At 35.3% G+C, this 15,263-nt stretch carries 16 protein-coding genes; 12 read left to right on the top strand and 4 right to left on the bottom strand.

Features of this window, described 5'->3' with window-relative positions:
* The first annotated feature begins 7 nt into the window (after positions 1-7).
* A complete protein-coding gene (locus HYG87_RS03025; RefSeq protein WP_211533763.1) occupies positions 8-931 on the top strand; it encodes a triphosphoribosyl-dephospho-CoA synthase in 924 nt (307 codons plus the stop codon).
* Between the two features lie 30 nt (positions 932-961).
* Positions 962-2,512, top strand: a complete 1,551-nt coding sequence (gene pheS / locus HYG87_RS03020; RefSeq protein ID WP_211533762.1) for a phenylalanine--tRNA ligase subunit alpha — start codon at positions 962-964, stop codon at positions 2,510-2,512.
* Positions 2,513-2,538: 26 nt separating this feature from the next.
* Here pheS and HYG87_RS03015 read toward each other — a convergent pair whose 3' ends face one another.
* Complete coding sequence (locus tag HYG87_RS03015; protein WP_211533761.1) at positions 2,539-3,012, bottom strand: hypothetical protein; 474 nt, start codon at positions 3,010-3,012, stop codon at positions 2,539-2,541.
* A gap of 105 nt (positions 3,013-3,117) precedes the next feature.
* Complete coding sequence (locus HYG87_RS03010) at positions 3,118-3,519, bottom strand: CBS domain-containing protein (RefSeq protein WP_211533760.1); 402 nt, start codon at positions 3,517-3,519, stop codon at positions 3,118-3,120.
* A 313-nt stretch (positions 3,520-3,832) separates the two neighbouring features.
* Here HYG87_RS03010 and nikR point away from each other — a divergent pair, with 313 nt between their 5' ends.
* The 3 genes from nikR to hycI are packed head-to-tail and all read left to right on the top strand — an operon-like array spanning position 3,833 to position 5,496.
* The gene (gene nikR / locus HYG87_RS03005; RefSeq protein ID WP_211533759.1) at positions 3,833-4,252 is read left to right on the top strand and encodes a nickel-responsive transcriptional regulator NikR; all 420 of its coding nucleotides are present in this window, start codon (positions 3,833-3,835) and stop codon (positions 4,250-4,252) included.
* Between the two features lie 13 nt (positions 4,253-4,265).
* Positions 4,266-5,042 (top strand): methyltransferase domain-containing protein, encoded by a 777-nt coding sequence (locus HYG87_RS03000; RefSeq protein ID WP_211533758.1) that lies wholly within the window; start codon positions 4,266-4,268, stop codon positions 5,040-5,042.
* Positions 5,043-5,055: 13 nt separating this feature from the next.
* Entirely contained in the window at positions 5,056-5,496 is a 441-nt protein-coding gene (hycI, locus tag HYG87_RS02995; protein ID WP_256438697.1) for a hydrogenase maturation peptidase HycI, read from the top strand.
* 75 nt (positions 5,497-5,571) lie between these two features.
* Here the strand turns inward: hycI and HYG87_RS02990 are convergent, their stop codons facing one another.
* On the bottom strand, positions 5,572-6,279 hold the full coding sequence (locus tag HYG87_RS02990; RefSeq protein WP_211533757.1) for a hypothetical protein: 708 nt from the start codon (positions 6,277-6,279) through the stop codon (positions 5,572-5,574).
* Between the two features lie 616 nt (positions 6,280-6,895).
* Between HYG87_RS02990 and HYG87_RS02985 the strand changes: the two genes are divergently transcribed.
* From HYG87_RS02985 to HYG87_RS02955, 7 genes are all read left to right on the top strand, one after another.
* Complete coding sequence (locus HYG87_RS02985; protein ID WP_211533756.1) at positions 6,896-8,065, top strand: ATP-grasp domain-containing protein; 1,170 nt, start codon at positions 6,896-6,898, stop codon at positions 8,063-8,065.
* A 106-nt stretch (positions 8,066-8,171) separates the two neighbouring features.
* The gene (locus HYG87_RS02980) at positions 8,172-9,155 is read left to right on the top strand and encodes a glycosyltransferase family 4 protein (protein WP_249164879.1); all 984 of its coding nucleotides are present in this window, start codon (positions 8,172-8,174) and stop codon (positions 9,153-9,155) included.
* A 38-nt stretch (positions 9,156-9,193) separates the two neighbouring features.
* Positions 9,194-10,645, top strand: a complete 1,452-nt coding sequence (locus HYG87_RS02975; protein WP_211533754.1) for a Mur ligase family protein — start codon at positions 9,194-9,196, stop codon at positions 10,643-10,645.
* Between the two features lie 197 nt (positions 10,646-10,842).
* Complete coding sequence (locus HYG87_RS02970) at positions 10,843-12,045, top strand: transposase family protein (protein ID WP_211532611.1); 1,203 nt, start codon at positions 10,843-10,845, stop codon at positions 12,043-12,045.
* A 365-nt stretch (positions 12,046-12,410) separates the two neighbouring features.
* Positions 12,411-12,845 (top strand): hypothetical protein, encoded by a 435-nt coding sequence (locus tag HYG87_RS02965; protein WP_211533753.1) that lies wholly within the window; start codon positions 12,411-12,413, stop codon positions 12,843-12,845.
* Positions 12,846-12,892: 47 nt separating this feature from the next.
* Positions 12,893-14,098, top strand: coding sequence for a hypothetical protein (locus tag HYG87_RS02960; protein ID WP_211534190.1), 1,206 nt, complete (start codon positions 12,893-12,895; stop codon positions 14,096-14,098).
* Positions 14,099-14,113: 15 nt separating this feature from the next.
* On the top strand, positions 14,114-14,467 hold the full coding sequence (locus tag HYG87_RS02955) for a DUF356 domain-containing protein (RefSeq protein WP_256438708.1): 354 nt from the start codon (positions 14,114-14,116) through the stop codon (positions 14,465-14,467).
* Positions 14,468-14,523: 56 nt separating this feature from the next.
* On the opposite strand, the gene HYG87_RS02950 is transcribed toward HYG87_RS02955, so the two are convergent.
* Positions 14,524-15,249: a type 1 glutamine amidotransferase gene (locus tag HYG87_RS02950; RefSeq protein WP_211533752.1), complete on the bottom strand. Its 726-nt coding sequence runs from the start codon at positions 15,247-15,249 to the stop codon at positions 14,524-14,526.
* Positions 15,250-15,263 lie beyond the last annotated feature (14 nt).

Below are 15,263 nucleotides of genomic sequence, written 5' to 3'. Positions count from 1 at the left end.
TTTAATAATGGATCGGGATTATATTGTCAAAGCGGCCCAGATAGCATCGGTTTTAGAAGTAAGTGGTCATCCAAAGCCTGGAAATGTTCACCGTAATCGTGATTTTCATGATATGGTATTTGAGGATTTCTTGATAAGCGGAGTGGTTATTGGGGATACCATTAGAAAAGCAGCAAAAAAAGGTGAAAAACTCAGCTCCAGCTCGGATCTATCATCCCTGGGACTGGGAAAATTAATTTTTGAAGCCGTTCAGGAAACAAATAAATGGGTTTTGAATAATACCAATCTGGGCATTGTAATGCTACTTACTCCTATTTCTGCTGCAGCTGCCATGAGTGATAGTTTTTTCCAACTAAGAGAGAATATCGACCTTTTACTTATTAACACCACTTCTCAAGATGCTGTAAATTTATATAAAGCTATTCAGCTGGCTGATGCAGGGGGAATGGGTAAAAGAGATGATCTGGATGTTAATCAGGAAGATTCCCATGAAGAACTGTTGGATAAAAATATTAACATGTTCCAGATACTGGAGATTTCTGCCCGATGGGATTTACTGGCCAGGGAACTAACCACCAGAATGCCGGTTACCTTTGAACATGGATTTAAAGTTTTTAAAAAAATAAAAAAGTATCATAATACCAACTCTGCTACGGTACAGACCTTTTTAACTATTTTGTCCCGTTTTCCAGATACCCTTATCTCCCGTAAATATGGAAAGGATATATCCCGGGAGGTTTCCTGTGAGGCTAAGAATATATTAGATAAGGGAGGAATATTAACCAGAGAGGGCGCTCAGGAACTGGAAATTTTTGATGAGAAATTATTCCAGAATAGATACAATCCCGGTACCACCGCGGATTTAACAGCTTCATCTATAATGGTGGCATTATTAGAAAATTATGATTATAAAATCTGGACTAAAGATTAACAAAACACTTTATTATGGGAAGTGACTCTATTGAGTAAAGAAAATACTAGGATTATCAATGAATTACATATTTACGAAAAAAAAGTTCTAAAAGCCCTGGAAAAATCCAGGCAATCAATTACACCAGAGGATATAGTCCAATCCCAGAACCTGGATATTAAATCGGTTATGAGTGCAGCCGGGTCCCTGGCTTCCAAAGGACTGGTTAAAGTTCAAAAGGATATGGAAGAAATCTTAAGTTTATCTCCTGATGGAGAGGCATTCGCCCGGGATGGTCTGCCTGAGAGAAAACTACTGGAAATTTTATATTTACAGAAAAATATCCCTATGAAGGATATAGGACAGGAGACCGGATTAAATCCCAAGGATGTAAAAATAGGAGTGGGCTGGTTAGTAAGGAAAAAATGGGCTAAAATAGATCAGGGCATGGTAAAAATCACCATATTGGGTGAGGAATCACATAAAACTCCTCAAATAGATGAAAAACTTCTCCATATGATTTTAGAACAGGGCGAAATATCATCTATTAACCTGGAGGAAGAATTACAAAATGGTCTTAAACTTCTAAAAAGTCGCAAAGGCTTAATTAATTTTGATAAAATCACCAATCATACTATTTCTATAACTAAAAAAGGTCAGGAACTATTAGATGAAGGCATAATAATTCAGGAAGAGGCCACCCAGCTTACTCATCACCATTTAAAAACGAGGAAATGGAAAAACCTTACTTACCGGGGTTATGATGTACAGGCGGAGTACCCTGAGTTTCACCCTGGTAAAATGCATCCTTTAAGACGGATAATGGATGAGATAAGGAATATATTTTTGAATATGGGTTTTACTGAATCCCGGGGGCCAATTTTAGAATCAGCTTTCTGGAATTTTGATTGCCTTTTCCAGCCTCAAGACCATGCTGCCCGGGAAATGCAGGACACTTTTTATATTAAAAATCCATCTACTTCCTGGCTGCCAGGTGAGGAGCTGGTAGATAAGGTGAAAAAGGTTCATGAAGATGGTGCCCAGACTGGATCTGAAGGCTGGTGTTACAATTGGGATAAAGATGTGGCCCGTCAATCAGTGCTGCGTACCCATACCACCTGTGTTTCGGCAAGATTTTTAAAAGAAAACCCTCCTCCTTTAAAGATGTTTTCTATAGGTCGGGTTTTCAGAAGGGAAACCATTACTTACAAGCATTTACCTGAGTTTAATCAGGTAGAAGGGATTGTGGCTGCAGATGAAGTTAACTTCAGAAATTTACTGGGCATATTAAAAGAATTTTATAAAAAACTGGGCTTTGAAGTGAGATTCCGCCCGGCCTACTTCCCCTATACCTATCTTTCTACTGAGTGTGAAATTTATCTGGAAGAAAAAGAAAGCTGGATAGAACTGGGAGGTGCGGGAATGTTCCGTCCGGAGGTTCTAGAACCATTAGGTGTAACAACACCTGTAGCGGCTTTTGGACTGGGTATAGAAAGATTAGCCATGATAGAATTAGGAATAAAAGATATAAGGATGCTTTATAAAAGTGATATAGGTTGGCTAAGAAAATTACCCCTTAAAAAAGGTATAAATCTTGATTAATCCAATATTATGGGATTTATCTGATTTTATTTAATAGTTACCTGGTAATATTCTCCATCATCTTTTTTTAATTTTCTTAAGATATTTTTATTTTCTAAGGAAATGATTATATGATACATCCTGAAATTACTTACCTTCAAAGGACCATATAACAGATTACCCTCTAAAATATATCTGGAAATAATTCCCTGGGAGTTAGCTAATTTCCTTATTATTTCCAAAGCTTCCAGTTCTAATTGATTCAATTCAGCGGTTTTAACATCTTTTTGAGTATTAACCACTTCTATTTCATCATCCAGATAATTGGCCTTAATTTTCCCCTTATCTACTCTTGAAACCAGACCTTTTTTTTCTAGATTATCTAAAATCTCTTTTATTTCGTGTTCAGATAAATCAAGATCCATCTTCAGTATGTTTACTGAGAGGCCACCAGAATAGTCCATCTGAAGATATTTAAGTTGGTTAAACACACTTTTTTCTTTCTTGGTAATGGTAATCATGGTTTGCCTGAATATTATTTTATTAATTCAAATTATTCTAAAAAAAATATTTACCTTAGGCAGTAGAAGTCCTAGAACCCAAAAAAAAATAAATATTTATTATATTCAGGAGGGTATCAATAATTCAGCAGCTACCATTCTGCAAATATCTGTTTTAGTTATAACACCCACTGGCTTATTATCTTCCATTACCAGCAAACCAGATATGTCTGCTCTTAACATTAAGTTGGCTGCATCCTCGATACCATCGTTAGCAGAAATGGTAATAACATCTTCTACCATGATTTCGGCTATGGTTATTTCTTCTGTTTCCTGGGGGCCTGGTTTAATGGTTCCTAATACTCCAATTAAATCAGTGTATGATACCACTCCCAGGGCCTGGTCATTTTCATCTAGAACAAATAACCTTCTTACCCCGTGCTTGTACATTTTTTCAAAAGCCTCTAAAGGCAGGGTATAAGGACTTATAGTTATAACTTCGTGATTCATGGCTTCTTTAACCTTCATATTATTCCCTCGTATTTAATTAATTTAGAATCCAGTACCTTTATATTTTTATATTATAATTTAATTTAATCCTTCTTTGTAGTTAAGGCAAATTTTATATAGGGTTATGAACTTTTTATGATAAAGGTTGTACTTTTTGCATTGATATATTTTTACCACAATATTTATTACTTCATTCCTATCATAATTTTATTAGTGTGCCATAATTTGATAATTTATATTATTTGGTTGTTCATGGCAGACAATATTGCTCTGGTAAAAAAGTATAAATATGATGTATTAGTATTAATATAATAACCCACGGGGGAACATTATGATGAGAATAAGCATGTCCTTACCTAAAAAATTGTTGCATGAATTTGATGAAGTTTTAAAAGATAGAGGATATCAATCCCGATCTAAAGGAATACGCGATGCACTTAAAGATTACATTGTCCGTTATCAATGGATGAATGAAATGGAAGGTGAAAGGATTGGTGTGATTGCAGTAATATTTGATCACCACTACACCGGTGTAATGGAAGACCTGGCTGATATTCAGCATGACTATCGAGAAGCCATCAATTCGGTGATGCATGTACACATGACGGATAAATACTGCCTGGAAGTAATTGTGGTCCGGGAAGATGTGGATAAAATACGCAACCTCACCGAAAAAATGATGAGACTAAAAGGGGTCGAACATGTAAGACTAACCAGTACTGCTACTGGAGAGCATATAGACCACGATTAATAAAAATTTATTCATGAAATTCTGGGCTACACCCTATCATTATAATCTCCTGAAAGATCAGGAGAGGTTATCTGCTTTTTATGAAGCAATAAAAACCAAATCCAGGGGTGTAGTTTTTGATTTAGGGTCAGGAAGTGGGATAATGTCCTGCTTCGCAGCCCCTTATTCTGATTTTATTTATTCTATAGAGATCCATACCCGGTCTGCAGCATATGCTGCAGAAAACTTAAAGGGCTGGAAAAACATTGAAGTTATAAATTCTGATGTCAATGGTTTTAATTTCACCTGCAAAGCGGATGTAATTATATGTGAAATGCTTGATACTGCTTTAATTGACGAAGAACAGGTCCCGGTATTGAATCATGCCTTAAAATACCTTAATTCTGGTGGTGTTGTTATCCCTGCCGGAGTCTTAAATGGCGCGGAACTAGTCAGCATGGAAAACCCTGGACTGGTTTATGAAGATCAAGCTAAAATCAATTACAGGGTGCTGGGTTCTATGGTAATTTATGATTCCCTACTTTTTAAGGAGAAAATTATTGAAGAAGTGGAGGAGGATATTGTTTTTCATCTTAAAAAATCAGGAAAAATAAATGCACTAAAACTCACCACTTTCACCTTACTTAGTGAAGATTTAATATGCGGTCCTACTCCCATGTTGAATCCTCCGCTTTTTATACCACTGGATGAATTATATGCAAATAAAGGAGATAAAGTTACTGTAAATCTCGCTTACACCATGGGGGGTGGTTTAGATAGCATTCAAACAAAAATTAAAAACATTTCTTAAAAGCAGCAATAAATTGATAATTTTAACTATGGGAAATGAATTAAGGGGTGATGATGGGCTGGGGCCTTGTATTGCCCAAAAACTATCTCCCCTAATTGGTGATAGTCCCTCTACGGTGGTAATAGATGGAGGAGCTGTACCAGAAAACTTCACCGGGGCCATCAGAAAAGAAAAACCCAGCCATATACTTATAATTGATGCGGTGGATATGGGAGAGTTGCCTGGACATATTCGAATCATTAAAACAGAAGAAATTGCCAACTACAATATATCAACCCATGCCATGCCCCTTTCCTTTTTAATAAAATATATGCAATCTGATATGGACGTGGAAGTTGTTATACTGGGTCTACAACCAGGTAAGATGGAAATTGGTTCTAAAATATCTAAAGAAGTTAAAAAAAGTATAGATAATATAATTAATTTTTTTAAATCTAACTATTTGGTGAATTGATTGTTGGGGATATTCAATCGAAATCATTTTAGAAAGTAATCTTTTAGCAAAAAAATTAAGTAATAAGATGAAATACTAATCAAATTGGTTATCCAGGTAATTTAGCTGATTGTTATTGTAATAGTACTGCAATTCTGAAATATGGGATAATTCATAATTAGCATAAGGACTATTCAAATAAGGGAATATGGCTCCAGTAATAACATGATAATAAGCAGGCAGCCTACCATATTCATGTATCAAGATTAGATAGTAAAGTGCAAAACCACATCCCTGATTTATAATAGGACTTCCACTACGTACTGAACCATGATAAAAGAGGATTTTTTTACCATTCTGTCCATTTTCTTTAGCTTTCTTATCTAAATATGCTAATGCATCATCCAGATGTTCGAAGACTATTCCATCAGACACATAATTATATCTTTCATCAGATACACCGAATATAAATCCATCTATAACATCTCCCCAGTCCATATCTGGCTGATATCCTCTTTTTTTATCTATAACTCCCAGTTCAAGTATGTAAACATCATCTTCATGATAATTGGGATAACCTGTGGTATGCCCTGCAACATGTACCACCAGCGCAGTATTGGATCCTTTTTTTTCAGTGTAGCTGGCCACAAATTTTGAATGGGGATTGCCTTTGTACATGTCTGGGTTTTTAAGTTTTACAAATGCTGCTCTTCCAGCAGGCTCAAAATCACTCATAGACTGTGCTACGGCAACATAAGAACCAAATATTAGTATTATAACCAGTAGTATAATTTTTCCTTTCATAAAAAAATCCTCATGGATGATAAGTTCCAAATCTACCACGCAAGGGGTGGGGTTTAGGATTTATTTCCATCTAGTATATTAAAATTTTATTAGAATTTAATTCACTTTTTTAATTTGCCGTTTATTTATTTCTATATTTAAAGAATAAAGTTTAAAAGGATTAAAAGAATATTATGACTTCTGAAATAAATTATTAAACTATTTTCATAATAAAATATATTTTCAACTAGTTATTATTTGTTTCGGATAGAACGAATATAAAAGAAAGTTAGCAACAAGAGATATCGATATCGCTGAATTTAAGCAGGGAACTTTTTTTAAAGAAGATTTATAAACTATATTAATTACTAATAAAAATAGATTTATAAACTATATTAATTACTAATAAAAATAAAACACAGTAATTAATAGCTATAATTCTAGGGATTAAAATAGAGAATTGTGATTATTTTTATTCTATTAATACTTAATTTAATCAGATATCATATTCTAATTTAAGTAACAGATTGTTTATGTATGATTTTAGTTTGATAAAATTTAATTATTGAAAGATATAATTTCAAAGTGATATAGATTTTTGGATAACCCATTTTATAAGATACTAGCCGAGGATATAATGAAGATATTGTTTATTGGTGCGAGATTATTTGACGAAGTGGCATTTTATGCCCATGAAAAAGGGATAGAAACTATTTTATCAGAATCAAGTCCGGATTCACCTAACTTAAATTTAGCCGATAAATATTTTCTGGTTCCTCGAGGAATGGATTATCCTCTGGAAATTGCAATTAAAGAAGATGTTGACGCGGTTGTACCTCTTATTGGGATTGACACTCCCCTCCTGGAAGTGGCACAGTTGAAAGATAAACTGGAAAAAGAATATAATTTACCAGTAATTGCATCAGGATTATCAGCCACTGAAATTGCCATCAATAAATTAAAAACAAAGAAATTTTTAGCAGAACATAACATAAAAACTCCAGAATATAGAGAAATATCTCAGAAACAGTATTATCAAAATAATAATGTTCAAACAGGGATATCCTCTAAACTGGAATATCCTGCAGTTTTAAAACAAGCCACTGGCCAGGGCGGTTTGGGCATTAAGATAGCTCTTTCCCAGAAGGATGTTGATAACTACTTTAAGGAATATCAAAGTGCAATGGTGGAGCGATTTATTAAAGGTACTGAAATATCCATAGAAGTTTTAAGCTGGAATGGTAAGTACATAGCCCTTACACCGGTAGATAAAGGAGAAACTACCATGGAAGGTAAACATCCTTTAACTAAAATGAGGAGAGCACCAGCCCAACTTGAAAATCAGGATAATGAACAAGTAAGAATGCTGGCCCAGGATATAGTGCATAAGTTAGGAGCAAGTGGAACCATAGATGTTGATTTCATATTTGATCCATTAAAAGGAGAATTAAATGCTCTGGAAGTGAATACTCGCCCCAGCGGCACCCGTTATCTTACCTTAACTGCCACTTCTATTAATCCCTTACATCAACTGGTAAATATGGCCCTGGGTGAGTGGAGTGTCAAAAATGTTGAAGCCGACATGGAAAGCAATGCCGCCCTGGAAATGATTATACCTCCTCATCGCAAAGTAGAATTAAATGAAATTTTTAAAAAAGATCAAAAAAACCATCCTGTGATTGATCTATTTTCAAAGGAAAGGCCCTGGGTAGTTCATGGGCATGAAAAAGCCCAAAGGATAACTATAAAGGCTAAAAATAATAATGAAGCAATTAAAATTGCAAAAAAACTCAAAATAATGGAGTAGTGATTATTTGATTAATTATAATGGATTAATTACAACTTTAATACCCTTCATACTCGCTTTTTTACTAACTGCTTTTTTCACACCCTTCATTCGGCGGGTGATGAAGATGGCGGATATCACAGACAAGCCTATCATCTCGGAACACAGCCATAAGAAAGGAACCCCCATAATGGGTGGACTAGCTATCCTGTTAAGTGCTCTATTTGTTTTGAATGTTTATCATGAAATTCCCATCCTGGTTTTAACTGTGATTTTAATGGTAGTCTCCGGAATTGTGGGACTTTTCGATGACCTTATTGGCCTTAAAGTAAAAGAATTTCAGAAAGTGGTTAAAAACAAAGTTAATGAACCAGTTAAATTAGGAAGATTAATACTAAAACCAGGGGATGAAGTAAGAGTAGCAACTCCCCAGGCAAAAAAAGAGGTTCAAAATCTCCTAAATCAGAGTAAGCTTGAACTGATTCGTGAAATTCCCATTAAAAGTGAAATAAAGGAAAGTGAAAAAATATTCTCCCAAATCTTAATTGGAATATTTTTAATAGCTTCTGGTGCAGTTAGTTTCACTATATTTGGTATAAATCTTGGTTTACTGGTAATTCCAGTAGCAGTACTGGGTATAGTCGGTGCAATCAATGCTGTAAATCTTATTGATGGAATGGATGGTTTGGCTGCAGGTATTGTGGGAATCTCCTCTTTCTCATGCGCCATTTTTGCCTTAATCACAGGCAAGGCCGACGTAGCATTAACTTTCTTTGTTTTGTCTGGACTTTGCTTCGGGTTTTTGGTATATAACCGCGCACCGGCTTCTATATTTATGGGTGACACCGGTGCTTTTGCTCTAGGTGGTGGGTTTGCTGTGGCAGCTATGTTAGGAGACATTATCCCATTTGCAGTGGTTTCTCTATTTGTACCTATACTTTCTGTAGTGATAAGTCTTCTGCACCGCTTGAAGATTATTAAATTACCTGTAGAACCATTACACCATACTTTACATTATCGGGGATTCTCTGAAACCAAAATTGTAATCTTATACTGGTCTATTACTGCCATAGTATGTTTAATAGCCCTTACATTTACCCTGTATTCTTGAATCTCAAACTTTTTTAATAACATTTAAAAGGGAAGAAAATGAACCATCTTGAAACCTATTATCTGGCACGTGAGATTAAAGGAGAACTCATTGGAGATAATAAGATCTTAAAAGGAGTTTTTAATCTTCTAAGTGATGCTAAAGAGGGTGATATTGTTATAAGGCACTGGGTGGATGAAAATGGAATTAAAATAGCTGCACAAAAAAAAGTGGGTTGTTTCATTACCCAAAACTCCCGGGGTAAGGCCCGGGAAACGGCCCTGAAACGGGGTTTAAATCTAATAATAGTGGATAAGATAGAACTGGCCAATGCCTTTGCTTTAAAATGGACTATTGAGAAATTTGCCCCGGACTCTAAGAAGGTGGCAATTACGGGAACCAATGGAAAATCAACCACCACCCATCTCATTTATCATATCTTAAAAGAAGGAGGATATAGTGTATTCACCAATACTGATTCTAAATCTGAATTCAACACCTTAATTGATCCCATGGTGGCTAAGAATATCTCAAATTTTTACCAGGAGCATCAGGGTGCAAAAATTGAGTATCTGGTTATCGAGGTTTCTGAAGTTCAGGGGTGGTTTGACAAAGTTATGAAAGATCATGCCCTACTTATGACCCGGGCTATAAATCCCCAGGTAGTGGTTATTACCAATGTTGCCCTGGACCATATCGGCCTGGTAAATTCTCTGGATGAAGCGTTTGAAGAAATATCTGGGGGTATAAAGGCTCTGGATAAAGGGGTTGCTGTTTTAAATCACGAAGATGAGATGGTGGTTAGAATGCAGCAGCTTTTAAACTTTTCTGTTGAATCCTTTTTTTTTGGGGAAGGTTCTGAACTTGAATTTCAGGATTCTGGCATTTTTTATAGGGGTGAACTCCTACTGGAAAAATCCCGGTTGCCTTTTACCAGCCCCCACTTTATTCAAAATACCTTAGCAGCCATTTCTACTTGTATTTCATTAAATATTCCTTTAGAAATTATAAAAAAAGGACTTTATACTTATAAACCGCTTAAACGAAGATTCTCTATTCTAAATTCATCTCCCATCATCATAGATGACTTTGCCCATAATCCTGATGGAATTAAAGCCACCATTAAAAGTGCAGTGGAAATCACCTCAGGAAATTTATGGGTGCTGTGTGCTATTAGAGGTTCCAGAGGTAAGGATATCAATTTAATCAATGCCCGGGCTTTAGCCGAGACCATATCTCTTCTAAAAAATAATAAAAAACAGGAGATGGAATTTGAAATCTATCTCACCAGCAGTAATGATGTGGTAGATCACCTCAATCAGGTGGAGTATGAAGAAAAAGAAATCTTTTTCCAGACCCTGAATGATCATGATTTAAATTTTAAGTTCTTTGAGAATCTGGAAGAATCATTAAATGAAATTTTAAGGGCTGCCCATAAAGATGACACTATTCTGCTTATGGGAGCGCAGGGAATGGATCCTGCTTCAGAAATTTTGGATAAATTATTATGATTTCTTGAAAAATCGTTAATTATTAAATTAAATAAGGTACATTAGCTAAAATATTATATTTGCGAGACTGTAAAGTTTATGGGTGTTGAGGGTTTGCGGAAAAAAATTTTAAAATCTTATTTTCTAGATCCTCTGACCCCATAATTCAAAATTAAAGAGGTTAAATATAAGTATTAAGTGAGAGTAGATATATTATCATGCGAAATCAAATATTAACTACTCTCAATTGTAATATTGACTCCATACAACTTAAACTTTCCGATTTTTTCACAGGAAAAAATGATTTTGAAACAATTCTCAATGATAGATTAAAACCGGTTAAAAACACTCAAAATATTAATCAGAAACTTTATCTCCATGAAAATAATCATTTCGAATATATTAACCTACTTTGCCCATATTGTGGTTCAAAAAATGTTATTAAACAAGAATATCGTCAAAGAAAACTGTTAATTGACGATAAAGAACCTTTAAATGTTTATTTAAGAAGATATCTGTGTAAAACTTGTGGGCGAAAATTCACCACAAACATTAAATCGATTATAAAACCTTATAAACGATATATTAACTTATTTAAAGATAAATTAGAATGTTTTTTGGAGACAGGTTACCGTTCGCTTCGAAAAACTCAGAAAGATCTGCAGAACTTCCTGGAAAATTCACCATCACACCAAACCATCAGAAATTGGCTTACCATAAACAATAAAAACATGATCAAAAACACTGAACGCTTTTATTCAGGATATTACACTTATGATGAGCAATTTTTACGAATTAATGGCCATAGAATGTACAGATTAACATTATACGATCAAATACGCAACATTCCAATAGCCGAACAAATAGTCCCTAAAAGAACACCACAAGCCATTACACAGTTTATAGAAGAATCAACTATTAATCAACCATTAATATCAGTCACCACCGACCATATGCCACTTTATAAAAATATAATGGATTATATTGGTGTTAAACACCAATTATGCGTATTTCACTTGTTTAAAATGATTGGTGACAAATTATACAAAAAATTACGCAGTAAAAAAGTCACAGAACGTGAAAAAATCAGTTTATGCCTATATTTCACCGATATCAAAAACATATTCCGCACATACAACTCAAAAACCAGTCAAAAAAGACTAGAAAAACTATTAAACGATTTCAATAGAATTCCACGTTTATTACAGCGTTTTATTAAACAAAAAATCATTCCAGACTATAAAAGACTCACCACGTTCATGGAAAACAATAAAATACCACGAACATCTAATACTGTGGAAAATTACTACAGACAAACAGAACCAGAACAAATAAAAAAGAAATACAAAACCAAAAAAGGAATACTCACTTATCTACACTACAAAATGAAAAATTGGACAAAAAAGCACATAAAAAAATAACAACACCCACAAACTTTACAAACCCATATTTGCGAAAGATTTTTATAGTTTAATAAAAATATAGTCTGCTAATTCCTGTTATATTTATTTATCATTATTCTTTATAATATCCCCTGGGCCCTGTCAATGATGGAACCCAATAAAAATAGTTTTTTATATTATTAATCAACAATACTAAAGTAGATTACCTGAAGAAGTTTTTAAATTTGGTCAATTTATTTTTTTAGGGCTTGTTTATTAACTTTTTATAATTAACTAAAAAAACAAATTAATTTATAAATTAATATCAGATTAAAATAATAATCAAGTTTATAACTTAAAATAATTAAATTTCCATACACATATCAATGATTAGGTGAAAATGAATGTTCCTTAAAATTAGAAGAGACACTCTAATTATATTATTACTGGCATTTATGCTAATTGTTTCTGGTAGATTAATGACCTATATGGCGTTTGCATCATCTACTGAAGAAGCAGACGGGGTTCCCATATCTGGAATAATTATAAAGGGAAGTGATATTGTTCCACTGGAAACTATCAGGAGCAATATGGCCGGAGCTGGCTTCAGGACGGGAAGTTATATTAAGGGTGATGTACTGGTTACATCTAGAAGGGAACTCCCTTTGAATGAGGCCATAAGTATGGCTGAAGAATTTGTTACTCTCAGTACTATTCCGGGAACCCGGGTTACACCAATTGTGGCTGCTGATGTAAAAGTTGATGTTAAAACAGGAATTGTCACTGTTAATGTTATAGAAGACTTTTCCACAGTGGATGTTAGGGGGATTAGACCTTGAAAAAAAATTTTAGAATTGTAGTTTTCTTTCTGGTTTTACTCCTGGCCATGAATACTGTTTCGGCCACCATGAACGTTATTATAATCACTGACCCCACTGGTAAAGATCCTAATGGGGCTGCTGGGGGCAGTATGTCCTTTGCACAAAACATGTTCCAATCCACTTTTCTCATGTCCAAAGAAAAACAATTTGTGGTTCTCTCTGGTGGGGAAGGGGATGCTATTAATCGTTTAGGTGCTATTGTGGAAACTATTAGTCGTTTAGATAATGGTGCCACTGCTTCTGAGGCAGCTGCAGCAGCAAGCGGCTTTCCAGGAATAAGGGTCATGACTGGTGGCCCTAAAATTGGGGCGGCAGTAGGTGGAACCTTTACGGCCTATCTGGTGTTAGTAGAAGATGATGGAACCATTAGAGTTACTCCCCAATCAGGAGGGGTGGCTTCTTTAGCTCCTGGTCAAAGAGGGGCCATAATTCACTTAAGAAACACAGCTGGCAATCCCCAATATGGAACTGCAGAAAGGGTCAGGCGAGAAACCGCGGTTAATATTGGAAAAATGATACGAGATGGCTATTCAGCCACAACCATAATGGGTAAAGTATTTGAAGAGGTATCCAAGGATGCTGGAGAAAAATATGGGGGTGGTGCGGTGAATTTAAACTCCGGACTTACCACCGGGGACATGTTCACTCCCGCAGACCTTAATCAAACAGGTTATCCTATGAATGAGCCCTATACCAAGGTATGTCCTGTATGTGGATGGAGTGCAGGCTATCCTACTGCAGAAAGTTATACCCTCTGCCCGGTAGATGGCACTCCCCTGGAGACCATTTATGCTTATGATGCCCTGGCCAATGCTATTACCGTAACTCAGGACAGTGTTTATGTATCAGTATATGGTAGTGATGAGGTGGGTGTTAGTGAGACCACCAAAGAAATTGTAAGGGCCTCGGTTAAAAGAAATGGATACAATGCCAATGCCATTGCCGAATCTTTAAATCGGGCTATTAAAAGTGGATACATTGTAGGAGTAAATTACGTGGAACCTAAAGATATCAATGCAGTTGAATCTTCCAGAGCGGTGGGTATTTATTATAATCCCCTACCTGGTGGTAGAACTTCACCACCATGGGAACTTCCGGTAGGTGCTAATGTACTGGATGTGGTGGGCAATGTTCAAACTGCTATTGGGTTTGTACTGGTATTGCTGGTACTCTTTAGAAGCACGCTTTTGACCTCCTTTAAAAAGAGATAACCGGGGGTATTTAAAATTTCTTTAATCATAATAAGGGCGGATGCTAATCAAAAATTGCTAAATGCACTGGCAGATATCGAACGCCATGCCGGGTTGAAAGTCCAGGGAAAACCTAAGATACTGGATCATAATTATGCAGATAAAATGGTGGAAAGCATATTAAAAACCAGGTTGAGGAACCGTTCTCAGGTAGCAGTAATGGCCAGGTTGGAACAGGATACCACTTTGAGTATAATGAAAATAAAAAGCATCCACCCCCCGGCTCATGTAGTGGTGGTAAGTGATGAATACGAAGAATATGAAACTTTAAAATTAAAGATGCATAATGCACCTGATTTTAAAGGATACTATTCTCACAAAAAGAATTAAAAATTAAAAAATCTTTTTTTGGGACTAATATTTTTCCTCGTGAAATTTACTGTGAATCATCTTGGTGAATAGAGTTTTATAACCTTTTCATGGGCTGAATATTCGATTTTATCATCAAGCTTATCTAATGACTTTATTTCATATTTTCTTTCCAGTGCCTTCAATATGAGGTAGTCTGCCAGATGTGGATTTTTAGGTAACAGTGGCCCGTGTAAGTAGGTTCCAATACAGTTTTTATACACCATTCCCTCTTTTTCATCTTTTCCATTGTTTCCATATCCAGATATGACTTTTCCCAGAGGCTGCAGGTCATGATAAGTCCGGCCCCCATGATTTTCAAATCCAACCAGTGTATCTGGTTTCAATCCCAGGGTATTTTCGGTGATTATATTACCAATTAAACGACCTTCTTCACTTTTAGTTTCGTAATCAAATATTTCCAGACCAGGCATTTCATTTCCTTCAGCATCAATATATTTATTTCCTAAAAGCTGATATCCGCCACAAATGGCCAGAAAAACTTTATTCTCATCTATTAATTCTTCCAGTTGCTTTTTATATTTTTGGAGGTGGGAATAAATCAAACTCTGACCACGGTCAGATCCACCTCCTATGAAGAAAATATCTCCCTCCTGAAGGGATACTTCCTGGTTTATACTGAAATTCACTATATTGGCCTGGATACCTAACCATTCACATCTTTTTTTAAGACAGGTAACATTACCTAAATCTCCATATAGATTTAAAAGGTCGGGGTACATCTGAAATATGTTAATTTCCATATTATCCTCTCAAT

Origin of the sequence: Methanobacterium alkalithermotolerans (assembly GCF_018141185.1) — an archaeon.
Taxonomy (GTDB): domain Archaea; phylum Methanobacteriota; class Methanobacteria; order Methanobacteriales; family Methanobacteriaceae; genus Methanobacterium_F; species Methanobacterium_F alkalithermotolerans.
The sequence above is the reverse complement of the archived record's forward strand: the minus strand, read 5'-3'. Positions and strand labels throughout refer to the sequence as shown.

Excerpts from the sequence above, each read along its gene's own strand:
- HYG87_RS03025 (WP_211533763.1), top strand. The coding sequence starts at position 8 with ATGGATCGGGATTATATTGTCAAAGCGGCCCAGATAGCATCGGTTTTA.
- HYG87_RS03015 (WP_211533761.1), bottom strand. The coding sequence starts at position 3,012 with ATGATTACCATTACCAAGAAAGAAAAAAGTGTGTTTAACCAACTTAAA.
- HYG87_RS03010 (WP_211533760.1), bottom strand. The coding sequence starts at position 3,519 with ATGAAGGTTAAAGAAGCCATGAATCACGAAGTTATAACTATAAGTCCT.
- nikR (WP_211533759.1), top strand. The coding sequence starts at position 3,833 with ATGATGAGAATAAGCATGTCCTTACCTAAAAAATTGTTGCATGAATTT.
- HYG87_RS03000 (WP_211533758.1), top strand. The coding sequence starts at position 4,266 with ATGAAATTCTGGGCTACACCCTATCATTATAATCTCCTGAAAGATCAG.
- HYG87_RS02990 (WP_211533757.1), bottom strand. The coding sequence starts at position 6,279 with ATGAAAGGAAAAATTATACTACTGGTTATAATACTAATATTTGGTTCT.
- HYG87_RS02985 (WP_211533756.1), top strand. The coding sequence starts at position 6,896 with ATGAAGATATTGTTTATTGGTGCGAGATTATTTGACGAAGTGGCATTT.
- HYG87_RS02980 (WP_249164879.1), top strand. The coding sequence starts at position 8,172 with ATGGCGGATATCACAGACAAGCCTATCATCTCGGAACACAGCCATAAG.
- HYG87_RS02975 (WP_211533754.1), top strand. The coding sequence starts at position 9,194 with ATGAACCATCTTGAAACCTATTATCTGGCACGTGAGATTAAAGGAGAA.
- HYG87_RS02970 (WP_211532611.1), top strand. The coding sequence starts at position 10,843 with ATGCGAAATCAAATATTAACTACTCTCAATTGTAATATTGACTCCATA.
- HYG87_RS02965 (WP_211533753.1), top strand. The coding sequence starts at position 12,411 with ATGTTCCTTAAAATTAGAAGAGACACTCTAATTATATTATTACTGGCA.
- HYG87_RS02960 (WP_211534190.1), top strand. The coding sequence starts at position 12,893 with ATGAATACTGTTTCGGCCACCATGAACGTTATTATAATCACTGACCCC.
- HYG87_RS02950 (WP_211533752.1), bottom strand. The coding sequence starts at position 15,249 with ATGGAAATTAACATATTTCAGATGTACCCCGACCTTTTAAATCTATAT.